The sequence below is a fragment of the Inquilinus sp. YAF38 genome, assembly GCF_052113205.1.
Lineage (GTDB): Bacteria > Pseudomonadota > Alphaproteobacteria > DSM-16000 > Inquilinaceae > Inquilinus.
Genome location: NZ_JBFRCU010000021.1, coordinates 47,475 through 68,609, shown reverse-complemented (window position 1 = coordinate 68,609; position 21,135 = coordinate 47,475). Strand labels below are relative to the sequence as shown.

At 70.4% G+C, this 21,135-nt stretch carries 23 protein-coding genes; 14 read left to right on the top strand and 9 right to left on the bottom strand.

What is annotated here, in order from left to right; genetic code table 11:
* The first annotated feature begins 81 nt into the window (after positions 1 to 81).
* Entirely contained in the window at positions 82 to 681 is a 600-nt protein-coding gene (locus AB4Z01_RS12280) for a TetR/AcrR family transcriptional regulator (protein ID WP_441693861.1), read from the top strand.
* On the opposite strand, the gene AB4Z01_RS12275 is transcribed toward AB4Z01_RS12280, so the two are convergent.
* Together AB4Z01_RS12275 and AB4Z01_RS12270 are read right to left on the bottom strand one after the other, a co-directional pair.
* Entirely contained in the window at positions 678 to 1,745 is a 1,068-nt protein-coding gene (locus AB4Z01_RS12275; RefSeq protein ID WP_441693858.1) for a quinone-dependent dihydroorotate dehydrogenase, read from the bottom strand. The two genes, AB4Z01_RS12280 and AB4Z01_RS12275, sit on opposite strands and share 4 nt — an antisense overlap.
* A complete protein-coding gene (locus AB4Z01_RS12270; RefSeq protein WP_441693855.1) occupies positions 1,742 to 2,098 on the bottom strand; it encodes a DUF952 domain-containing protein in 357 nt (118 codons plus the stop codon). The genes AB4Z01_RS12275 and AB4Z01_RS12270 overlap by 4 nt, the downstream gene beginning before the upstream one ends.
* A gap of 315 nt (positions 2,099 to 2,413) precedes the next feature.
* On the opposite strand from AB4Z01_RS12270, the gene AB4Z01_RS12265 reads away from it, so the two are divergent.
* A complete protein-coding gene (locus AB4Z01_RS12265; protein WP_429224089.1) occupies positions 2,414 to 2,617 on the top strand; it encodes a hypothetical protein in 204 nt (67 codons plus the stop codon).
* Here AB4Z01_RS12265 and AB4Z01_RS12260 read toward each other — a convergent pair.
* The 3 genes from AB4Z01_RS12260 to AB4Z01_RS12250 all read right to left on the bottom strand — a co-directional run bounded on the left by AB4Z01_RS12260 (position 2,601) and on the right by AB4Z01_RS12250 (position 6,817).
* Positions 2,601 to 4,592, bottom strand: coding sequence for a sensor histidine kinase (locus AB4Z01_RS12260; RefSeq protein WP_441693852.1), 1,992 nt, complete (start codon positions 4,590 to 4,592; stop codon positions 2,601 to 2,603). The genes AB4Z01_RS12265 and AB4Z01_RS12260 overlap by 17 nt on opposite strands.
* Before the next feature lie 76 nt (positions 4,593 to 4,668).
* Positions 4,669 to 6,141: an ATP-binding protein gene (locus tag AB4Z01_RS12255; RefSeq protein ID WP_441693849.1), complete on the bottom strand. Its 1,473-nt coding sequence runs from the start codon at positions 6,139 to 6,141 to the stop codon at positions 4,669 to 4,671.
* On the bottom strand, positions 6,128 to 6,817 hold the full coding sequence (locus tag AB4Z01_RS12250; RefSeq protein ID WP_441693846.1) for a response regulator transcription factor: 690 nt from the start codon (positions 6,815 to 6,817) through the stop codon (positions 6,128 to 6,130). The genes AB4Z01_RS12255 and AB4Z01_RS12250 overlap by 14 nt, the downstream gene beginning before the upstream one ends.
* Before the next feature lie 263 nt (positions 6,818 to 7,080).
* Here AB4Z01_RS12250 and AB4Z01_RS12245 point away from each other — a divergent pair, with 263 nt between their 5' ends.
* From AB4Z01_RS12245 to sdhA, 3 genes are read left to right on the top strand one after another with little or no spacing between them, the layout of a single operon-like run.
* A complete protein-coding gene (locus tag AB4Z01_RS12245) occupies positions 7,081 to 7,980 on the top strand; it encodes a LysR substrate-binding domain-containing protein (protein ID WP_441693844.1) in 900 nt (299 codons plus the stop codon).
* A 58-nt stretch (positions 7,981 to 8,038) separates the two neighbouring features.
* Positions 8,039 to 9,286: a YbfB/YjiJ family MFS transporter gene (locus AB4Z01_RS12240; protein WP_441693841.1), complete on the top strand. Its 1,248-nt coding sequence runs from the start codon at positions 8,039 to 8,041 to the stop codon at positions 9,284 to 9,286.
* On the top strand, positions 9,283 to 11,079 hold the full coding sequence (gene sdhA / locus AB4Z01_RS12235; protein ID WP_441693839.1) for a succinate dehydrogenase flavoprotein subunit: 1,797 nt from the start codon (positions 9,283 to 9,285) through the stop codon (positions 11,077 to 11,079). The genes AB4Z01_RS12240 and sdhA overlap by 4 nt, the downstream gene beginning before the upstream one ends.
* A 48-nt stretch (positions 11,080 to 11,127) precedes the next feature.
* On the opposite strand, the gene choX is transcribed toward sdhA, so the two are convergent.
* From choX to AB4Z01_RS12220, 3 genes are all read right to left on the bottom strand, one after another.
* A complete protein-coding gene (gene choX / locus AB4Z01_RS12230; RefSeq protein ID WP_441693837.1) occupies positions 11,128 to 12,069 on the bottom strand; it encodes a choline ABC transporter substrate-binding protein in 942 nt (313 codons plus the stop codon).
* Between the two features lie 40 nt (positions 12,070 to 12,109).
* A complete protein-coding gene (locus tag AB4Z01_RS12225; protein WP_441693834.1) occupies positions 12,110 to 12,604 on the bottom strand; it encodes a thioesterase family protein in 495 nt (164 codons plus the stop codon).
* A gap of 139 nt (positions 12,605 to 12,743) precedes the next feature.
* The gene (locus AB4Z01_RS12220) at positions 12,744 to 13,871 is read right to left on the bottom strand and encodes a D-alanyl-D-alanine carboxypeptidase family protein (RefSeq protein ID WP_441693831.1); all 1,128 of its coding nucleotides are present in this window, start codon (positions 13,869 to 13,871) and stop codon (positions 12,744 to 12,746) included.
* A gap of 391 nt (positions 13,872 to 14,262) precedes the next feature.
* Between AB4Z01_RS12220 and AB4Z01_RS12215 the strand changes: the two genes are divergently transcribed.
* The 6 genes from AB4Z01_RS12215 (at position 14,263) to AB4Z01_RS12190 (ending at position 18,863) form a co-directional block, all read left to right on the top strand.
* Positions 14,263 to 14,892, top strand: a complete 630-nt coding sequence (locus tag AB4Z01_RS12215) for a S24 family peptidase (protein ID WP_429224079.1) — start codon at positions 14,263 to 14,265, stop codon at positions 14,890 to 14,892.
* Between the two features lie 110 nt (positions 14,893 to 15,002).
* Positions 15,003 to 15,845: a branched-chain amino acid aminotransferase gene (locus tag AB4Z01_RS12210; RefSeq protein WP_441693829.1), complete on the top strand. Its 843-nt coding sequence runs from the start codon at positions 15,003 to 15,005 to the stop codon at positions 15,843 to 15,845.
* Between the two features lie 13 nt (positions 15,846 to 15,858).
* Positions 15,859 to 16,542, top strand: a complete 684-nt coding sequence (locus tag AB4Z01_RS12205) for an FkbM family methyltransferase (protein WP_441693826.1) — start codon at positions 15,859 to 15,861, stop codon at positions 16,540 to 16,542.
* 10 nt (positions 16,543 to 16,552) lie between these two features.
* A complete protein-coding gene (locus AB4Z01_RS12200) occupies positions 16,553 to 17,506 on the top strand; it encodes a DUF1624 domain-containing protein (RefSeq protein WP_441693823.1) in 954 nt (317 codons plus the stop codon).
* Between the two features lie 95 nt (positions 17,507 to 17,601).
* Positions 17,602 to 18,180 (top strand): sigma-70 family RNA polymerase sigma factor, encoded by a 579-nt coding sequence (locus AB4Z01_RS12195; RefSeq protein ID WP_441693820.1) that lies wholly within the window; start codon positions 17,602 to 17,604, stop codon positions 18,178 to 18,180.
* Positions 18,177 to 18,863, top strand: a complete 687-nt coding sequence (locus AB4Z01_RS12190; RefSeq protein ID WP_441693817.1) for an NrsF family protein — start codon at positions 18,177 to 18,179, stop codon at positions 18,861 to 18,863. Before AB4Z01_RS12195 ends, AB4Z01_RS12190 begins: the two co-directional genes overlap by 4 nt.
* Before the next feature lie 13 nt (positions 18,864 to 18,876).
* Here AB4Z01_RS12190 and AB4Z01_RS12185 read toward each other — a convergent pair whose 3' ends face one another.
* Complete coding sequence (locus AB4Z01_RS12185; RefSeq protein ID WP_441693815.1) at positions 18,877 to 19,557, bottom strand: DUF1223 domain-containing protein; 681 nt, start codon at positions 19,555 to 19,557, stop codon at positions 18,877 to 18,879.
* Between the two features lie 135 nt (positions 19,558 to 19,692).
* Here AB4Z01_RS12185 and AB4Z01_RS12180 point away from each other — a divergent pair, with 135 nt between their 5' ends.
* The 3 genes from AB4Z01_RS12180 to AB4Z01_RS12170 all read left to right on the top strand — a co-directional run bounded on the left by AB4Z01_RS12180 (position 19,693) and on the right by AB4Z01_RS12170 (position 21,123).
* Positions 19,693 to 20,190 carry a hypothetical protein gene (locus tag AB4Z01_RS12180; RefSeq protein ID WP_441693813.1) on the top strand — a complete coding sequence of 166 codons (498 nt, stop codon included), beginning with the start codon at positions 19,693 to 19,695 and terminating at the stop codon, positions 20,188 to 20,190.
* Positions 20,187 to 20,684 carry a hypothetical protein gene (locus AB4Z01_RS12175; protein WP_441693811.1) on the top strand — a complete coding sequence of 166 codons (498 nt, stop codon included), beginning with the start codon at positions 20,187 to 20,189 and terminating at the stop codon, positions 20,682 to 20,684. Before AB4Z01_RS12180 ends, AB4Z01_RS12175 begins: the two co-directional genes overlap by 4 nt.
* Positions 20,685 to 20,766: 82 nt before the next feature.
* Positions 20,767 to 21,123 carry a response regulator gene (locus AB4Z01_RS12170; RefSeq protein ID WP_441693808.1) on the top strand — a complete coding sequence of 119 codons (357 nt, stop codon included), beginning with the start codon at positions 20,767 to 20,769 and terminating at the stop codon, positions 21,121 to 21,123.
* The last annotated feature ends 12 nt before the right edge of the window (positions 21,124 to 21,135 follow it).

Sequence of the window (21,135 nt, the reverse complement as noted above, 5' to 3'; positions counted from 1 at the left end):
CATTTAATCGGAGGGCTCTCCGTTTTCAACCGGCGCCCCATATGATGCAGACTGCATGGCGACCGGATGGAGGCTAGCGGCGTGACGGCAGCGGGCGGGGCGGACGGGCAACAGGAGACGATTGGGCGCGCCGACGCCCGGCGCAACCGCGAGCGGCTGCTGGCGGCGGCGGCGGAGCTGTTCGGCGCGGTCGAGGGCGAGGTCACGCTGTCGGCCGTGGCGGCCAAGGCCGGGGTCGGCATCGGCACGCTCTACCGCCACTTCCCGACGCGCGAGGCGCTGGTCGAGGCCGTGTATCGCAATGAGATCGACCGACTGTGCGAGGCCGCCGAGACGCTGCTGCGCCAGCTGCCGCCGGAGGCCGCGCTGACCGACTGGATGGACCGCTACGCCGCCATGGTCGCGGCCAAGCGCGGCATGGCCGAGGCCCTGACCCGGGTCCGGGATTCCGACACCGGGGACCTGGCCCGTGCCAAGGCACGGATCGCGCAGGCGCTGACCCTGCTGCTGGACGCCGGCGCCAAGGCCGGAGTGATCCGGGCCGACGCCGATGCCGACGACGTGCTGCTGGCGGCGGCCGCCAGCATCTGGGCGATCGCGGGCCAGCCGGACTGGCGCCAGCGTGCCGGCCGGCTGCTGCGGCTGGTGCTCGACGGGCTGCGCTACCGGCCGGGCGGCTAGCGCAGGTCGGCGCCGACCGCCTCGGCGACCGAGCGGAAGCCGTCGGCGCGCAGCCGGCCGGCCAGATCGCGCTTGATCTCGCCGACCAGGCCGGGGCCGCGATAGGCCAGGGCGGTGTACAACTGCACCAGGCTGGCGCCGGCGCGGATCTTGGCATAGGCGTCGGCGCCGCTGGCCACGCCGCCGACCCCGACCAGCGGCAGCCGGCCGGCCACCAGCTTCGCCATCCGCCGCAGCACCGCGGTCGAAGGCTGCATCAGCGGCTTGCCGCTCAGCCCTCCGGGCTCGCCGGCCAGGTCCGGCGGCAGCCCGGCCGGGCGGGCGATGGTGGTGTTGGACACGATCAGCCCGTCGATGCCGGAGGCCAGCGCCACCTCGGCGACATCCTCCAGGTCCTCCGGCGTCAGGTCGGGGGCGATCTTGACCAGGATCGGCGGCCGCGCCGTGCCGTCGGCCCGCGCCGCGGTGGCGGCGGCCAGCAGGCGCTGTAGCGGCTCGCGGCTCTGCATCGCCCGCAGCCCCGGCGTGTTCGGTGAGGAGATGTTGACGACAAGGTAGTCGGCCAGCCGGGCAAAGGCGCGGATGCCGGCGGCATAGTCGGCGTCCGGGTCGCGGCTGTCCTTGTTGCGGCCGACATTGATGCCCAGGAGACCAAGGGCGGCAGCGCCGTTGAGCCGTCGCGCCTCCAGCCGGGCCACGGCGGCGGCATGGCCGCGGTTGTTGAAGCCGTAGCGGTTGATCAGCGCCTGCTGGTCGGGCAGCCGGAACGCCCGCGGCCGCGGATTGCCGGGCTGGGCCCGCGGCGTGACGCTGCCGATCTCGACGAAGCCGAAGCCCAGCCGCAGCATCGGGTCCACCACCTCGGCATCCTTGTCGAAACCGGCGGCGAGTCCGATCGGGTTGGCGAAATCGCGGCCCCACAGCGTCACCGCCAGGACCGGGTCGTCGGGCCCGCCGGCGACAGGCCCGAGGCCCAGTTTCAGCGCGGTGATGGTGGCCCGGTGCGCCATCTCGGGCGGCAGCGCCTTCAGCACCGGCGCGGCCAGGGCGAACAGGCGGCTCACGGGGCGGCGACGGTCGGGAACAGCTGCGGCGGGAAGACGTGGCGGCCGTCGACCAGCGGCAGCGGCGCCACGCCCTGCACCGCGGTCAGCGGCAGCTCGGCATAGAGATGCGGGAACAGGGCCCCGCCACGCGACGCCTCCCAGCGCAGGGCATCGCCCAGCGTGTCCGGGTCGATCGCCACCAGCACCAGCCCGGCTTGGCCGGCGAAGTGGCGGAACGCGGTCTCCTCGGCCTGCTCGGCGGTCGAGAAGTGGATGAAGCCGTCCTGGTGGTCGACGGCGGAGCCGCGATAGGTGCCGGCGGCCTCGGCCGCCGCCCATTCCGCAGCGCTGCAGATCTTGTAGATGGTCATGGCGGGCGACCCTAGGGAAGCGGTCCCCGGCCGTCAATCGCGAGGTCCGATCGGTGGATCGTGAGCGTTGCAGAATGCGAATCGTATGTGGTCGCGCGTTGCAAATTGCGAGTGTCGCAACAGGTTCGCAATCTGGCTTGGATCGAAAATTCCCATTCAGTGGGATAATTCGGAAGATAAATCCAATACAGCCCCAATGACCCGAGTCTCATCCATGGCCCGATGCCGACGAGGCCGGTTGGGCCACTTGGCACGGCCCTTGCAACGTTGCTTGGCATTAAACACAGGGGAGTGCCCAAAATGGGCGACATTGCGATGACGAATAATCTCACGGTGGTCGAACTGAAGACCCCGATGACCTATGCCCTCGACATGGTGACGGCGATGGGCGACCCCGGCATCACCACGGTTCCGACCAAGCCGACCGCCGGCATGCTGGCAGCGGGCGCGCGGGCGGGCGGTGTCACGGTCGAGGTCGCCTGGCGGGTGTTCCAGGCGATGGTCAACGTCGCCGACTGACCGGGCGGCCGATGCTGAGCGGCGGGGGCTCGATCACGGCCCCGCTGCCGGCCTCCTCGCTCACTGCTTCCGTGCCGGTCGGCAGCAGGATGGTGATGCGGGTACCGACCTCGGGCTTGCTGTCGATCATCAGCATGCCGCCATGGCTCTGGACCAGGGCCTTTGCCAGTGGCAGCCCGAGACCCGATCCTTCGCGCGGCCGGCGCGACAGCTTGCGTGCCTGGCGGAACGGCTCCAACGCAAGGGCGATCTCTTGCTCGGTCATGCCGATGCCGGTATCGGCCACGGTGATGCGGACCGACCGGGCCACGGCGACGGCGTCGATGGTGACGCTGCCGCCATCGGGCGTGAACTTCACGGCATTGGTCAGCAGGTTGATCAGGATCTGGCGCAGCCGCAGCGGGTCGGCGCTCAGCAGCGGCAGGTCGCGCGCCACGTGCTGCTCGATGGTGATGCCGTGGGCCTCGGCGCGCTGCGCCACCAGGCTGACCGCATCCTGAATGTCGCTGCCCAGGTCGACAGGCTCCGGCTGCAGCTCGATCCGGCCGGATTCGACCCGTGACAGGTCCAGCACGTCGTTGACCAGGGCCAGCAGGTGCTGGCCCGAGCGGTGGATGTCCTCGGCATAGCCGCGGTAGCGCTCCGGCAGCGGCCCGAGATGCGCGTCCCGGATCAGCTCCGAAAAGCCGAGGATGGCGTTGAGCGGCGTGCGCAGCTCGTGGCTCATATGAGCCAGGAAGGTGGTCTTGGCGTTGTCCGCCGCCTCGACCGTCTGCATCGCATCGCGCATGYGCAGCTCGGCCACCCGCTCGGCGGTGATGTCGAGATGCGCCACCACGGCACCGGCGGCCCGGCCCTCGGCGATCGGGGCCGCCAGCAGGCGGATGGTCCGGCCGGCTGCACCGGCGCCGATCACGTATTCCACCGGGGCCGCCGGCCGGATGCCCAGGACCACGCCGGCGAGATGCACCCGCACCTCGGCGCCGGCCGCGCCGGAGCCGCCGCACAACGCGAAATAATCCTCGCCGGGGCGGGAGCCGCCACCGACGAAGCGCTCGCGCTCGCCCGGCCATTGCCAGGGCGGATTCGCGGTCAGGATGGTGCCGCGCTCGTCGATCAGCGCCAGCGGCATCGGCAGCGCGTTCAGGGTGGCGGCGTGGCGCTCGTCCAGCACGTCGAGCTGGCGCCGGGCCTGCAGCTCCGAGATCCGGCGGTCCAGCCGGGTGGCGATCGCGGCCAGGGCGAAGACGACGATGGCGGCCGCGGCGATCAGCCCGGCCAGGATCGTCGGCGGCACCGGGATGCCCGCGACCTCGGCCCGGGCGGCGGGATCGGGGACGAACCGCGCCGCCGCCATGCCGATGAAGTGCATGCCGCTGATCGCGGCCCCCATCACCAGGGCGGCCAGGATCCGCCGGATACGCCCGATATCGGACAGGGCCAGATGCAGCGCCGCGGTGGCCGCGATCAGGGCGACCAGCACCGACAGGATCAGGGCGGCCGGGTCGTAGACGACGCGGCCGGGGGCCAGGATCGCGGCCATGCCGACATAATGCATGCCGGCGATGCCGAGCCCCAGGCACAGGCCGCCGGCCAGCAGCGGCAACGGGGACGCCGGGCGTGCGGTTGCGCCCGGCGCCGCCTGGCCGAGCGTGGCCACGGTGAGGCCGGCACCGGTCGCCACCGCGGCGAGCAGCAGCGACAGCAGGGTCAGCGGCAGGTCGTAGGCGACGCCGACCGGCAGGTGCAGGGCCAGCATGGCGATGAAATGCATCGACCAGATGCCGCCGCCCATGGCCACGGCGCCGCCGGCCAGCCACAGCAGCCGCGCCGAGCCGCGGGCGACGCGGATGCGCTGGCCGAGATCGAAGGCGACGAAGGAGGCGAGCACCGCGACCAGGATGGCGAGCGCCACCAGCCAGGGGTCGTGGCCGGGCAGCAGGGAATGGGACAGGGTCTCGCCGGTAAAATGCATCGCCGTTCCGGTCGGGCGGCCGGAAAAGCCCGGCCGTCCAGCGCGTTAGGAGCATATCGCCGGTGCGACGGCGTGGCTATGGGCGACGCAGCGGCGCCGGGGCGGAGCCGATCGCGGATGGCTGGTCGGCTGCTGGGCGGGAACGCCGTCCATCCGTCCCGGGCTTCATTGTCGATACCACCTTGGACGCCTCGCTGAAATCCAGTGTCACCGCCAGGCCGGGGCGGTTGTCCGACAGGGCCAGCCGGATCTCGTGCAACTGGGCCACCGCCGCCACAAGGCTGAGGCCGAGGCCGCTGCCGGGGGTCATCCGGCTGGCGTCGAGCCGGAAGAAGCGCTGGAACACCTTCTGCTGCGCCGCCTCCGGGATGCCGGGGCCGGTGTCGCGCACCTGTCCGACCGGACCATCGGGCCCAGGCGCCAGCGATACCGTGATCCCGGTGCCGGGCGGGGTGTGGCGGATCGTGTTCTCCACCAGATTGGCCAGCATCTGGGTCAGGAGCTGGCGGTCGCCGCGGATCCGCTGGCCGGGCGCGACCGTGCCGGTCAGGCGGTGGCCGGAATCGTCCGCGACCGGGCCATAGGTGTCGATGATGGTCTCGAACACCCCCGACAGATCGAGCGGGGCGAAGCCCTCGCGCCGCGCGCCGGCCTCGATCTGGGCGATCCGCAGCAGCGCCGCGAAGACGCCGAGGATGCCGTCGATATCGGCCACTGCCCGCTCCACCGCGGCATCGTAATCGGCGGCCGAGGTGGCCTTGAGCCGGGCCAGCTCCAGCCGCTGGCGCATATGCGACAACGGTGTGCGCAGGTCGTGGGCGATGTCGCTGGAAACCTGGTGCAGCCCCTGCATCAGCTGCTGGATGCGGTCCAGCATGGCGTTGAGGTTGGCGGCCAGGCGGTCGAACTCGTCGGCCTTGCCGCGGCTCGGCACCCGCTCGTTCAAATGACCGTCCATGATGTGGCGCGCGGCGGTGTTCACCGCCTCCACCCGGCGCAGGAATCGGGCGCTCAGCACCAGGCCGCCGGCCAGCGCCAGCAGCACCGTCGCGGCCGCACCGGCCAGGAAGAAGCTGGTGATGCCCTCCTGCAGCTCGTCCAGGTCGTGGGTGTCGCGGCCGATGAACAGGCGCAGCTCCGGCGTCAGGTCGACGCCGAGGCCGCGAATGATGTGGCGCTCGCGGTTGCCGTCGCCGTCGGTCGTCTTCAACGGGATGTCTGCCCAGCCGGTCGCGGCCGGCAACGGCCGCAGGTTGCCAGCCAGCACGCCACCTTCGGCGTCCTGCAGCGCATAGTAGAAATAGTCGGGGTCGATATCGGTGAGGCGGTCGTTGATCGCCTTGACGATCTCGGGGGCGGAGGCGCCGGCCAGCGAATCCCGGATGGTCTTCACCTCCGCGCTGATCGAGAGATCGATCTGTTGGTCGGAATACCGCGTCATCGCCACATAGACGATGCTGGACACCGCGATGATCGAGACGCTGAACAGCGCGGCGAAGCCGGCCGCCAGCCGGAACGTCGCGGTTCTGACGAGCCTAGCCAGGATCACGGAGGCAGTATCCAACGCCGCGGACGGTGTCGAGCAGGGGCGCGTCGAAGCCGCGGTCGATCTTGCCGCGCAGCCGGCTGATATGGGTCTCCACCACCGTCGTCTGCGGCTCGAAATGGAACTCCCACACATGCTCCAGCAGCATGGTCCGGGTGACGATCTGGCCGGAGTGCCGCATCAGGTACTCCAGCAGCTTGAATTCGCGGGGCTGCAGGTCGATCGCCTGGCCGGCGCGGGTGGCGGTGCGCTTCAGCAGGTCGATCTCGAGATCGGCGACGCGCAGCACGGTCTCGACCGCGGCGGTGCCGGCGCGGCGGGTCAGGGCCTCGATCCGGGCCAGCAGCTCGGCCAGGGCGAAGGGCTTGACCAGGTAGTCGTCGCCGCCTGCATTCAGCCCTTCGACCCGGTCGCTGACGCCGCTCAGCGTGGTCAGGAACAGGATCGGCACCGTGCTGCCTTCGCCGCGCAGCCGGCGGGCCAGGGTGATCCCGTCGATGTCCGGCAGCATGCGGTCGATGATCAGCAGCCGGGGACCGCAGCCCTGACGGGCGGCTGCGGCGCGGGCCAGCCCATCGGTTCCGGTCAGGCTGTGCTCGACCGTGTGGTCGGCCTCGCGCAGCGAGCCGATGATGTGCTGGGCGGTCTCGGGATCGTCTTCGATCAGAAGGATCTGCATGGGCAGGCTCTCGGACAGCGGATCGCTGGCGTGACGAACGGACCACGCCGAGAGAGCTTTGCTCCCGCCGGACCGTTGCACGCCGAGACGGTGCCGCGGGCGTTTGACCCGGCCGAGAGAGTAGGAGCAAGGCCGATGGCGGCGTACTTACGTTTTGGTAATCAGGAGTCCATGTCGCCGGATGGCGGCCTCCTCCGCTACAATCGTGGGGTTTTCTCCGGACGCGGCTCGCGGGGCGCATCGTGAATGATCGGGATCTCAGGGTGTTCGAAGCGGTGGCCCGCACCGGCGGCATCGGCCGGGCGGCGGCCGAGCTCAACACGGTCCAGTCCAACGTCACCGCCCGGATCCGGGCGCTGGAGGAGGAATTGGGTGTGCCGTTGTTCGAGCGGCACAGCCGTGGCGTCGTCCTGACCGCAGCCGGCCAGCGCCTGCGCCCCTTCGCGGTCCAGATCGCGGACCTGATCCGCCAGGCCAAGCGGGCGGCGCAGGATGACGGCACGCCGCGTGGGCCGTTGTCGATCGGCAGCATGGAGACCACGGCGGGGCTGCGGCTGCCGGACGTGCTGGCCGCCTTCACCCAGGCTCATCCCGATGTCGACCTGTCGCTGACCACGGGCACCACGCCGTGGCTGACCCGGGCGGTGATCGCGCGCGAGCTGGACGGCGCCTTCGTCGCCGGGCCGGTCGATCACCCCGAGCTCGAGGCGGAGACCATCTTCGCCGAGGAGATGGCGATCATCGCCGGCCCGGCGGTGACGGGGCTCGACGATTTCGGGGCGCTCGCCGGGCTGAAGATCGTCGCCTTCCGCTCCGACTGCGCCTACCGGCAGCGGCTGGAAAGCGTCCTGGCCGCCCAGGGCATCGTCAAGGTCAAGGTGATCGAGATCGGCACGCTGGACGGCATCATCGGCTGCGTCGCCGCCGGCATGGGGATCTCGCTGCTGCCGAAGGGCGTGGTCACCCAGGCCCTGCGCGACCGGCGGATCAAGGCCTTCCGCCCGCCGGCCTGGACCGAGCGGGTCGACACCGTCTTCGTCCGCCGCATCGACGCACACCCGTCCAGCGCCCTGTCCGCCTTCCTGCGAATCGCGCGGCCGTCACCCCTGGCGGCGAGAATGGCGGAGCCGCTGGCGCTGGTGCGAAGCCATCGCCGATCATGATGGCTTCCATCTGAACTAATCACTCCCGCTGGTGAGATGACGCGCCTAGCTTCTGGTCATGAGCGCGACACCCCATCGGTCCGGTCACCATGGCCACGCCCTTCATCCCAAGCAGGAAGCCGGGCAGGCCTGGCGCTTCGCCGCCGCTGGGCTCTGCGCCTCGCTGGTCGGGCTCGGCCTGGCCCGCTTCGCCTATACCCCGCTCATTCCGGCGCTGATCGCCGCGGAATGGTTCAGCCCGTCGGATGTGATCTATCTCGGCGCCGCCAACCTGGCCGGCTATCTTGCCGGCGCCCTGGCGGCGCGGCCGCTGGCCGCCCGCACCGGTTCGATCCGGGCGCTGCGCGGCACCATGTTGCTGGCCACCCTGTCCTGCCTCGCCTGCGCCATGCCGGTGGCCTTCGCCTGGTTCTTCGCCTGGCGGTTCCTGGCCGGGTTCAGCGGCGGCGTCATCATGGTGCTCGCCGCCTCGGCCATCCTGCCGCACACCGCGCCGGGCAAGCGCGGCCTGGTCGGCGGCGTGATCTTCGCCGGCGTCGGCCTCGGCATCGCCGCCTCGGGCACGCTGGTGCCGCTGCTGCTGCAGCAGGGCCCGCGCGAGAGCTGGCTCGGGCTGGCGGCTCTGTCCGGCGTGCTGACCCTGGTCGCCTGGCCGAACTGGCCGAAGGCCGACCCTGCCGTGGCGTCCCATGCCGGGGCGGGTGCCACACGGCCTCGGCAGTCCGCCGCCATTCCGGTGCTGATGCTGCAATACGGCCTCAACGCTGTCGCCCTGGTGCCGCACATGGTCTTCGTCGTCGATTTCGTGGCTCGCGGCCTGGGCCAGGGGATCGCCGCCGGGTCGCAATACTGGGTGCTGTACGGGCTTGGCGCGGTGGCCGGGCCGCTGCTGACCGGCCACCTGGCCGATCGGGCCGGCTTCGGGCCGGCGCTACGCGTGGCGTTCCTGGTTCAGGCGGTGGCGGCGGCTCTGCCGGCCGTCACCACGGCCCCTGCGGCCCTGATCGTCTCCTGCATCGTCATCGGCGGCTTCACCCCGGGCATCGTGCCGCTGGTGCTGGGCCGCATCCATGAGCTGATCCCGCATGGCGCCGAGGCGCAGCGCGCCGCCTGGGGGCGGGCGACCACGATGTTCGCCCTGTTCCAGGCCGGGGCGGCCTATGGCCTGGCCGCCCTGTTCGACCGCACCGGCGGCGACTACCGCATCCTGTTCGTGATCGGCGGCACCGCCGCGGCCCTGGCGCTCGCCATCGACCTCGCCTTGGCGCTGACGGTCAGGGCCCGATCCTCCGGAGCATCGTCATGACCGAGTCCTACGCCATCATCGACCACAGCTACGACGTGGTGATCGTCGGGGCCGGCGGTGCCGGGCTGCGCGCGGCGCTCGGCATGGCCGCGTCCGGGCTGAAGACGGCCTGCGTCACCAAGGTGTTCCCGACCCGCAGTCACACCGTGGCGGCCCAGGGCGGCATGGCGGCGTCGCTCGGCAACATGGGCGACGGCGACAACTGGCGCTTCCACATGTACGACACCGTCAAGGGCTCCGACTGGCTTGGCGACCAGGACGCGATTGAATACATGTGCCGCGAGGCCGGGCCGGCGGTGCTGGAACTGGAGCGGTTCGGCGTGCCGTTCTCGCGCACCGCCGACGGCCTGATCTACCAGCGCGCCTTCGGCGGCCAGACCCTGAACTACGGCAAGCAGATGGCCCGGCGGACCTGCGCCGCCGCCGACCGCACCGGCCACGCCATCCTGCACACCCTGTACCAGCAATGCCTGGAGCACCGGACCGAGTTCTTCGTCGAGTATGTCGCGCTCGACCTGCTGATGGACGAGGACGGCGCCTGCCGCGGCCTGCTGGCCTGGAATGTCGAGGACGGCACGCTGCACCGCTTCCGTGCCCATCGCACCGTGCTGGCGACCGGCGGCTACGGCCGGGTCTACTTCTCCTGCACCGCCGCGCACAGCTGCACCGGCGACGGCAACGCCATGGCGCTGCGCGCCGGGTTGCCGCTGGCCGACATGGAGTTCACCCAGTTCCACCCGACCGGCATCTATGGCTCCGGCTGCCTGATCACCGAGGGCTCGCGGGGCGAGGGCGGTTTCCTGACCAATTCCGAGGGCGAGCGCTTCATGGAGCGCTACGCCCCGACGGCGCGGGACCTGGCCGGGCGCGACGTGGTCTGCCGGTCGATGACGATCGAGATCAACGAAGGGCGCGGCTGTGGCCCGCAGAAGGACCACATCCTGCTGCATCTCGAGCATCTTGGCGCCGAGGTGCTGCACGAGCGGCTGCCGGGCATCAGCGAGACGGCGAAGATCTTCGCCGGGGTCGACGTGACCAAGGAGCCGATCCCGGTGCTGCCGACCGTGCACTACAACATGGGCGGCGTGCCGACCAACCTGCATGGCGAGGCGACGACACTGCGCGGCGGCGACCCGGAAACGGTTGTGCCGGGGCTGATGGCGATCGGCGAGGCCGCCTGCGTGTCGGTGCACGGCGCCAACCGGCTGGGCTCGAACTCGCTGCTCGACATCATCGTCTTCGGCCGGGCGGCGGCGCAGCGGGCCGTGGCGACGCTGCGGCCGGGAGAGTCGCACGCCCCGCTGCCGGCGGCGGCGACCGACAAGGCCATCGCGCGGCTGGACCGCGTGCGCCACGCCAAGGGCGGCACCGGCGCCGGCGAGATCCGGCTGGCGATGCAGCGCATCATGCAGCGGCACTGCGCGGTGTTCCGCGACGGGCCGCTGATGCAGGAAGGACTCGGCAAGCTGGAAGAGACCGCGGGCCCGATGCGAGCCGATCTCGGCCTGACAGACCGGTCGATGGTGTTCAACACCGATCTGGCCGAGGCGCTGGAGCTGGACAACATGCTGCAGCAGGCGGTGGTCAGCCTGCATTCGGCGATCAGCCGGACCGAGAGCCGCGGCGCCCATGCCCGCGAGGACTATCCGAAGCGGGACGACGCGGCCTGGCTGAAGCACAGCCTGGCGGGGCTGGACGAGACGGGCGAGGTCCGGCTGGACTATCGGCCGGTCCATATGCAGCCGCTGTCCAACGAGGTCGCGCCGATTCCGCCGAAAGAGCGGGTGTACTGATCGGCGGCCGGACGGAGCCGCCGAGGCGGCGCCGGCCGGTCCGCAATCTCAGCTGCTCTTCAGCGACGCCTTCACGGCATCCAGCCCCGGCTTGCCGTCGATGGTGGTGACGCCGTCGAGCCACTTGGTCAGCAGCTCGGGGTGCTCGCCCAGCCATTTTCGGGCGGCGGCGTTCTGCTCCAGGCCGCCGTCCAGGATCATCGACATCATCTGGTTCTCGGTGTTCAGGTCGAACACCAGCTGCTTGGCGAATTTCTGCAGGTTCGGGCAGCCCGACAGCCATTTCTGGTTGGCCAGTGTGCGCACCGTGGCGCCGCCGTAGTTCGGGCCGAAATAGGCGTCGCCGCCGGTCAGGTAGTCGATCTTGTACTTGATGTTCATCGGATGCGGCGCCCAGCCCAGGAACACCACCCATTCGCCGCGCCGCGCGGCCCGGTCGACCTGGGCCAGCATCGCCTGCTCGCTGGCCTCGACCAGGTTCCAGCCGCCGAGGCCGAACTCGTTCTTCCCGATGATGGTCGACAGGTTCTTGTTGGCCGAGGATCCGGGCTCGATCGAGTAGATCGACTTGCCGAACTTGTCGGCGAATTTCTGCAGGTCGGCGAAGTCCTTGACCCCGGCCTCATAGGCCTCGTGGTTGACCGCCAGCGTCACCTTGGCGTCGTCGAGATTGGTGCCGACCAGCTCGACCCCCTGCTTCAGATAAGGGTCGACCATCTCGGTCTGCGACGGCATCCAGTTGCCGAGGAACAGGTTCACCTGGTTGTTCTTGAGCGATTCGAAGGTGACCGCGACCGACAGCATGTTGACGTTGGGCTCATAGCCCAGCCCGGTCAGCACGGTGCTGGCGAGGGCGGTGGTCGAGGTGATGTCGGTCCAGCCGACATCCGACAGCTTGATGGTCTTGCAGGCCGCGTCGTCGGCCAGGGCGGCCCCGGCGGGCACCAGCGCGGCGATCGCCGCGGCGAAAAGGAAACGTCTCGCGTTCATCATTGCCTCCTGTCTGTCCTCATGGGAACGGCGGGCGTTGTCAGCCCTTCTCGTCCTCCGCACCGGCCTCATGGGCGGCGCGGATCTCGCTCAAGCGGTCGTGGATCTCGGCCTCGAACGGGGCGACCTTCGGGACGGTCGCGTCGATCGACAGGTTCAGCACCTCGCTCTCGGCCAGCACGGTGCCGTCCGCGGCGAGACGCATGACGTGGTGCAGGGTGAAGCGCTTGGCATCCATCGCGCCCAGCCGGGTCTCGATCGCCACCTCGTCGCCGGCGTGCGCCTCGCGCCGGTAGCGGATCTTCATCTCGCCGGTGAAGACGGTGCGCCGGCTGCGCGCCCGATAGGCGGTGTCGATGCCGGCGAACTCGAGGAAGGCGTCGGTGGCGTGGCTGAAGATGACGGCATAGTAGCCGTCGTTGAGATGGCCGTTGTAGTCGGTCCACTCCGCCCGCACCGCCTCGCGGTGCAGCCGCAGCGGTGTCGCGATCGTCCGGTCGGACGGGGATGTCGGGTTGGCCGCGGTCGCTGGCATCCGCCGGTTGGTCCTCGCCTGCGGCCCGTCTCTGTTCGGACGGGCTCGGATGCAGGCGATGCTACGCGGCGGAGGCGCGAGTTATTGACCGAAGGCGACGTCGACCTGATCGAAAGCGCCGCCTGCTGGGGCCTTCCGCTCAGAGGCCCAGCAGCAGGCCGATCTTCATCCCGAGGGCACGGAAGATCGACGCCTCCGGCATGTCCTGGGCGGCGACCAACGGCACCTTGCGCACCGGCCCCTCCGGCGGGGCGATGTCGAGCTCGCCCAGCACCTGGCCCTTGGCGATCGGCGCCTCGATCGGCTCCTGGAACCGGGCAGTGACCGTCATCTTGTCGAAATCGGCCGGCTGCAGGGTCATGGCCAGGTCCTGTGCCACGGTCACCGGCACCTTGTCCTCGGTGCCGAGCCAGACCGTCGCCTCGTCGACCGTGGCGCCGGCCTTGAACAGCGGGTACAGGCGGAACTGGCTCCAGCCCCATTCCAGCAGGCGAGCGCCCTCGTCGGCGCGCGACTGCATGCTGGGCAGCCCGTTGACCACCAGCACCAGCCGGCGGTCGTCGCGCACGCCCGACGCGGTCAGGCCATAGCCGCCGGAATCGGTGTGGCCGGTCTTGATCCCGTCTACCCCCATATCGCGATACAGCAGCGGGTTGCGGTTGCCCTGCTTGATCTTGTTCCAGGTGAACTCCCGCTCGCTGTCGTAGCGATAGTATTGCGGGAAGTCCGAGATCATCCGCTCGGCCAGGATCGCCAGGTCGCGCGCGGTCGAATAATGCTCAGGGTCGGGCAAGCCGTTGGAGGTGACGAAGTGGCTGGCGTTCATGCCCAGCGTCTTCGCCATCTCGTTCATGCGGTCGGCGAAGGCGGTCTCCGACCCCGCCAGGCCTTCGGCCAGCACCACCGCCGCATCGTTGCCGGACTGGATCAGCAGGCCGCGCAGCAGGTCCTCGACCCGAATGGTGTCGTTGATCTGGACGAACATCTTCGACCCGCTGGTCTGCCAGGCCTTCTTGCTGACCGGGAACTTGGTGTCGAGCGTGATCCGGCCGTCGCGCAGCGCGTCATAGACCAGATAGGCCGTCATCATCTTGCTCATCGACGAGGTCGGCATGCGCTCGTCCGCGGCCTTCTCCATCAGCACCGTGTCGGTGGTGGTGTCGATCAGGATCGCCTGCTTGGCGATGGTGTCGACCGTGGCCGCGTCGGCAGGCAGCGCGGCGAGGACGGCGAGAAGAACGGTGGCACGGAGGAGGAGGGCCGGCATCGCGATCTTGATCATGGGTCGGGGCATGGACCGCAGGGATAGCGTCAACTGAGGCCGCTGCCAACCAAAGCCTGTCACGACCGCCCCGCGGCGAAGCGCGCAGGTGCCTCGCGGCGAAGCACGCGACGCGAGGACGCGCCGGTGAGAGGGCATGCATAGGAAACCTGAACCTATCGCCTTACTCGCTCTCCTATCCCTTTCGGGTCATAGCGCAAAGGTCGCGTCGCTTGTACAATGCCAAGTGTGGTGGGGGCCACGTTTGTCGAATAGGCGAGATGCAACATGGGGGAGCTCAGGGTACTAGGAAAAGAAACATATTCATTTTTAGGTAAGTTTTATGAATAATTACGCTCTTACACGTGGCGCAACGCCCCCGGGAGACATTGGTCCCATGCTGAAGCACGCCGACATCTGGGCGGCGATCGATCGTCTCGCCAAGCTCAACGGGTTGTCCGCCTCCGGCCTCGCACGCCGCTCGGGACTCGACCCCACGACCTTCAATCCCAGCAAGCGCCAGTCGAGCGACGGCAAGCTGCGCTGGCCATCGACCGAAAGCATCTCGAAGATCCTGGACGCGACCGGCAGCTCGATCGCCGCCTTCGTGCGGCTGATCGACGACGGTTCGGGCCTGCCGGCCCGCCGCATCCCGGTCGTCGGCCATGCCCAGGCCGCCGCCAACGGGCTGTTCGACGATGCGGGCCGCCCGGCCGGCAAGGGGTGGGACGAGGTGGACTTCCCCAACCTGTCCGATCCCACCGCCTATGCGCTCGAGATCGCCGGCAACGACATGGCGCCGATCTACCGGGACGGCGACGTCGTCGTCGTCTCGCCGGCAGCCGGGCTGCGGCGCGGCGACCGGGTGGTGGCCAGGACGGTCGGTGGTGAGCTCCTGGTCGGCGAACTGGTGCGGATCAGCGCCAACCGGATCGATCTCAAACTGCTGTCGGGCGACCAGGCGCAGCAGTCGCTGAAGCTGTCCGACGTGGCCTGGAAGGCCCGCATCGTCTGGTCGAGCCAATAGCCTGAGGCCCTGCACTGGGCGCAGGGCTGGGCCATCTGCCGGGTGGTGTTGGCGCCGCCCGGCCGCTCGCCTATGCTCCGCCGGTAAACGATGCGGGATCGGACGGACACATGGCGAGACAAGCGTGGACCTTCCTCGACGGCTCCTGGCAGGAGGGCAATCCGCCGATCATGGGGCCGCTGACGCATGCCGCCTGGATGGCCTCGATCATCTTCGACGGCGCCCGCGGCTTCGAAGGCGTGGCGCCGGACCTCGACCGCCACTGCGTCCGGGCCGTGGCCTCGGCCAAGGCCATGGGGCTGGAGGCGACCTTGCCGGCCGAGGAGATCGAGGCGCTGGCCCGCGAGGGGCTGCGCCGCTTCCCGGCCGACGCCGCGGTCTATATCCGGCCGATGTTCTGGGCCGAGGACGGCTGGATCGAGCCCGACCCGGCGGCGACTCGCTTCTGCCTGTCGATCTACGATTCGCCGCTGCCGCAGCCGGGCGAGGACAGTGCCTGCTTCGCCCAGGGGCTGCGCCGGCCGTCGCCGGAGATGGCGCCGACCCTGGCCAAGGCCGCCTGCCTGTACCCGCAATCCGGCTTCGCCATGCGCCAGGCCAAGCAGCGCGGCTTCACCAATGCGGTGATGCTGGACCCGATCGGCAATGTCGCCGAATTCGCCACCGCCAACATCTTCATGGCCAAGGACGGCGCCGTGCACACCCCGGCGGCGAACGGCACCTTCCTGGCCGGCATCACCCGCCGCCGGGTGATCGAGCTGCTGCGTCATGACGGGGTCGAGGTGGTCGAGCGCGCGATCCGGCCAGGCGAGCTGGCGGATGCCGACGAGATCTTCCAGACCGGCAACTTCGCCAAGGTGCTGCCCTGCACCCGGCTGGAGGACCGGCACCTGCAGCCCGGGCCGCTCTACGCCAAGGCCCGCAAGCTGTATTGGGAGTGGGCTCACTCCTGAGCCCGGCAGGCCGATGAGCGACACCGTTCCGCCCGAGCCGGTCTCCAAGGACACGCGCAACCTGGTCCGGGTGCTCGAGCACCAGGGCATCACCCTGGTGTTCGACGTCGGCGCCAATGTCGGCCAATACGCGCGGCGGCTGCGGCGCGGCGGCTATGCCGGGCGGATCGTCTCGGTCGAGCCGCTGTCCGCCGCCCATGCCGCGCTGACCGCGGCGGCCGCCGGCGATCCGGACTGGACGGTCGAATCGCGGCTGGCGCTGGGCGACGGCGACACGCCGGTGACGCTGCAGGTGTCGGGCGAGAGCGACATGAGCTCGGTGCTCGATTTCACCGCGGAGATGGCGGATCTGCTCGATGGTTCGGCCTATGTCGGCACCGAGGTGGCGTCGCAGGCGCGGCTGGAGCGGATCTTCCCCCGCCACGCCCGGCCGGACGATCGGGTGCTGCTGAAGATCGACACCCAGGGCACCGAGCGCCGGGTGTTGGACGGCGCGCGCGGCGTGCTGCCGCGCATCGCCGCGGTGCAGATGGAGCTGTCGATCGTGCCGGTCTATGACGGCGAGCCGTCCTATCGCGACACCATCCAGCACATGGCCGAGCTCGGCTTCGTGCCGGCGCTGTTCATCCCCGGCTACTTCAACCGCCGCACCGCCCGGTTGATCGGCATGGACGGCGTGTTCGTGCGGCCGGGCTAGCCCGAACCCGATGTCGGACTCCCCGCGCCCCGGCCGCCTGCCGGCCGTCGACCTGCTCCGTGGCCTCGCGCTGCTGGCGATGGCGCTCTACCACTTCTCCTGGGACCTGCGATTCTTCGGCTTCGTCGACTGGGACCTGGCGGACGGCGCCGGCTGGATCGCGGCGCGGTACCTGATCGCCGGCAGCTTCCTGGCCCTGGTTGGCGTCGGCTTGGTGCTGTGGCATGTGCAGGGGCGCGACTGGCGGCGCTGGGCGATCCGGCTGAACAAGGTGGTGGCCGGTGCCGTCGCGGTCACGGTTGCGACCTGGTTCGCGATCCCGGATGAGTTCATCTTCTTCGGTATCCTGCACTGCATTGCGGTCACCAGCATCCTCGGCCTGCTGTTCCTGCGGCTGCGGCCGCCGGTGAATCTCGTGCTCGGCCTGGCCGTGATCGCGCTGCCGATCCTGTGGCGTTCGCCTCTGTTCGATCATGCCTGGCTGCTGTGGACCGGGCTGGGCACCCAGCCGCCGCGCAGCAACGACTACGAGCCGCTGTTCCCCTGGTTTGGGCCGGTGCTGCTGGGCATTGCCGCGGGCCGGTGGTGGCTGCGGGCCCACGTCCCGGGCGGCAGCGTCGACGGCGGCATCCTGGGCCGGCCGCTGCGCTGGGTGGGGCGGCATAGCCTGGCCGTCTATCTGATCCATCAGCCGGCGCTGATCGGCCTCCTGCTGCTGGTCGGCATGGCGCTCGGCCGCGACCCGCAGGCGATGCTGTCGCCGCCGCCGGACCCGGCGCCGCTGCTGATCGACTGCCAAGTGCAATGCGAGCAGCGGGGCGGCAGTGCCGAGGGGTGTCACGCCTATTGCGGCTGCATGGTCGATGGGCTCAAGGCCCAGACTCTGTGGCTGGCGCTGCGGCCGGATGCGGCGCCCGAACTGAAGGATCGCCTGCGCGACCTGGCCGCCGTCTGCAGCCGGTAGCGCAGTCTCAAATATGACGGAAAATTAGCTCGCCTGGCATGGGCCGGGGCCCTAGTCTCGGCGGCGATGTCCGGATTGCCCCGCCGATCGCTGTCATGAGCCCACCCGACGCGGACAGCCGGTCCGGCGTGGTGCGGGACGTCGGCTGGTCGGCGCTGATGGTCGCGGCGCAGGCCGGCGACCGGGCCGCCTATCACCGGCTGCTGACCGAGATCACCCCTTATCTGCGGGCGCTGGCCCGCCGGTCGCTGCACCGCCCAGCCGATGCCGAGGACGCGGTGCAGGACGTGCTGCTGACCCTGCACAGCATCCGCCGGACCTATGACCCGACCCGGCCGTTCCAGCCCTGGCTGGTGGCGATCGCCCGGCGGCGGATCGTCGACCGGGTGCGCATCCAGATCCGCACCACCGGCCGCGAGACGACGATCGAACCATTCCAGGAAACCTTTGCCGCCCCCGAAACGAATGAGTTGGGCATGGAGGCTGATTCGATCACGCTGCGGCGCGCGATCGCGGAGCTGCCGCCGGGCCAGCGCCAGGCGGTCGAGCTTCTGAAGCTGAAGGACATGTCGCTGAAGGAGGCGTCGGCGGCCAGCGGCGCGTCGGTGCCGGCGCTGAAGGTCGCGATGCATCGCGCGCTGAAGGCGCTGAAGGGGGCGTTGGGACCGAAATGACGGAGACGGGGCACACTCGCACCGAGGACCTGATCGCGCAGCTCGCTGCCGATGCACAGCCCGTGCGCCCGCTGCGGCCGCCGATGCTGCGGGCCCTGTTCTGGCTGGCCGTCGCTGCCCTGGTGATCGGAACCGTGGTTGCGGCCTTCGGCATACGGCCCGATTTCATGGCGGAGATGGGCGAGACCCACTACCAGCTGGAATGGGCGGGCTCGATGCTGACCGGCATCCTCGCGGCCATTGCCGCCTTCCATATCAGCCTGCCGGACCGGCCGCGCGCCTGGGCTCTGCTGCCTCTCCCCGGCGTGGCGCTCTGGCTGTTCTCGATCGGCTATGGCTGCCTGACGGATTGGGTGCGTCACGGGGCGGAGGGCTTCGCGCTCGGAGTCAGCTTTTTCTGCTTCCGGTCGATCCTGCTGATCAGCATCCCGCTGTCGGTGGTGCTGCTGGCGATGCTGCGACTTGCCGGGCCGGTGCGCCCGGTTCCCACGATCGCCAGCGGGATGCTGGCCGCGGCTGCGCTGTCGGCCTGCGGCGTCTCGATGTTCCATGGCGACGAGGCGACGCTGATGGTGCTGATCTGGCATGGCGGCGCCGTGGCGCTGCTGGTCGGGCTGGGCACCCTGCTGAACCGCAGCCTGTTCGGCCTGTTCGCGCCGCGCCCGGCCAACCAGGCCGGCTGAGCAGAGGGCCCCGCTACAGCCGGGCCGCCCCCAGGATCCGGCCGTCCGCGGCCTGCAGCAGCACGGCCGTCCGATCGCCCTCCGGCCGGGCCGCGGCGATCATGCCGCCAGGCGACCAGCCGTCCAGCCGGGTCAGGCTGCGCACGACATTGCGGTCGATCAGGGTGCGGCCGGCATTCTCGCCCCGCCGCACCGGCGTGTCGTGCCGGTCGTCGAAGCCGACCAGCCACAGCACCGCATCCGCCGGCGCTTCGGGGCCTACCGCCACCTGCAGCGCCGCATCCGACACGGTCAGCGTCAGCGGCACCGACGGGTCGGATCGGGCCTCGGCAATCGCCGTGTCCAGCGCCGCCCGGTCGGAGCCGACGACATCGCGGCCGCCATCGACCACCGCCTGCGGCGTGTAGACCTGGCTCGACCCCATCTGCGCGGCATAGGCGCCCTGCCGCGCCGTGGCCCAGGCGCTCGAGAACGGGTCCACCCAGCCCAGCCGGTTCCAATAGTCGACATGGAAGGCCAGCGGCAGCACCTCCGGCCGGTCGGCCAGCGTCGCCAGCAGCGCGTCGGCGGGTGGGCAGGAGGAGCAGCCCTGCGAGGTGAACAGCTCCACCACCACCGGCCTCTCTGCGGCGACGGCAGGGACGGCGGACAGCGCGGTTACGGCGAGCAGGCCGGCGAGGAGCGGTCGGGTCATGTCCTGTCCCTGAAGCGAAACCTGCCCCCGGTTCGGTCCGGTCCGGCACCGGGTTACGACCGGAACACAAGAGGGCTTGATTCGCGATTGATAATCGTTCTCAAATAAGTCGACCGTTGACACGGAGAGTCCAGAATGGACGAGGACCAGATCACCGAGCCGGGCGACCGCCGCGCCCTGCCGTTTGCCGAGCAGCTGGTGCTGTGGGCGCTTCGGCTCAGCGTCGTCGGGCTGAAGACCGGGGCGCCGACCGACCATCCGGTGCTGCTGGCCTTCCGCAAGGTGGGCGCCGAGGCGGCGGCGGAGCGGGTCGGCCTGCTGACCCGCATCATCGGCTTCGGCGCCGAGCGGCGGGTGCAGATCGGCGTGCCATGCGCCTTCATTGTCACCGAGGATGAGCGCCGGATCCTGGATCTTGTCGCGGTCAGCCAGTCCGGCGTGTCGGGCACGCTGATGCTGCGCGGCATGCTGTCGCCGGCCGCCTGCCGCGCCGCCGCCGGATTGTGCGCCGAGCTCGGCGATCTGCTGGCGGAGGCGGGAATGATCCTGCAGCGGCCGGCCTCGCCGCCCCGGCCGCTTCCGATTCCGGCCAACCTGCCGTCCTTCGGCCTGGTCCGGGCGGCGCTGTCATGAGCGACGAGGCGCATGACTGCGAGGATGCCGGCGCACCGCCGCTGACCCGGGCCGAGACGCTGGTGCTGTGGGCGCTGCGTGCCTGGGTCGCCGGCCATCGCCACGGCATCCCCGTGCTCGCCAACCTGCGCACCGCCTTCCGCAACGAGGGCGCGCCGGCGGCGGCCGAGGCGGTGGACGACCTGATGGGCTTCATCGCCAATGGCGCCGGCCGCACCATCCAGGTGAACTGCCCGCGCTGCCGGCAGGTGACGGAGGACGAGCGGCTGCTGCTCGACGTCGTGGCGCTGCACCAGCAGGGCGAGACGCTGTGGGTGCCGTTCCTGGCCCGCGCCATCCTGACGCCGGCCGCCACCCGGCTGTGCGGCCGGCCCTTCGCCGCGGTGGCGGACGCCCTGCAGGATGGCGGCATCGTGCTGCCGGCGGTGGCCGGCCAGGTGCCCCCGCCGGAGGCCGCTGCCCACACCGTCCCGGCCGGAACCACGATCCACTGACGAGCCGGTGAAGGAGGGTTGCCCCCGGCCCGGTTTGCCGCCATGAATCGGGTCGGGATTGCAGGAAGCGAACAACCAACTGATGTGTGGCGGACGTGTGTTGCTGGTCGAGGACGACGTGTTGGTGCGTCTCCTCGCCGTGGAGGCCCTGATCGATGGCGGCTTCGACGTCGCGGAGGCGGCGGACGGGCCGGAAGCGCTGCGCCTGCTCGACGGCGGCGAGTTCGACCTGCTGATCACCGATGTCGGCCTGCCGGGCATGTCGGGCGCCGAGCTGGCCGTCCAGGTGCGGCGCGAGCGGCCGGCGCTCAAGGTGCTGTTCACCACCGGCTACGGCATCGAGGACGGGGTGCCGGCCGACCTGCCCACCCTGCGCAAGCCCTACGCCGCCGACGCCCTGGCCTCGACCGTGCGGTTGCTGCTGGCGACCGGCGGATAGGCGTCGGCCCCC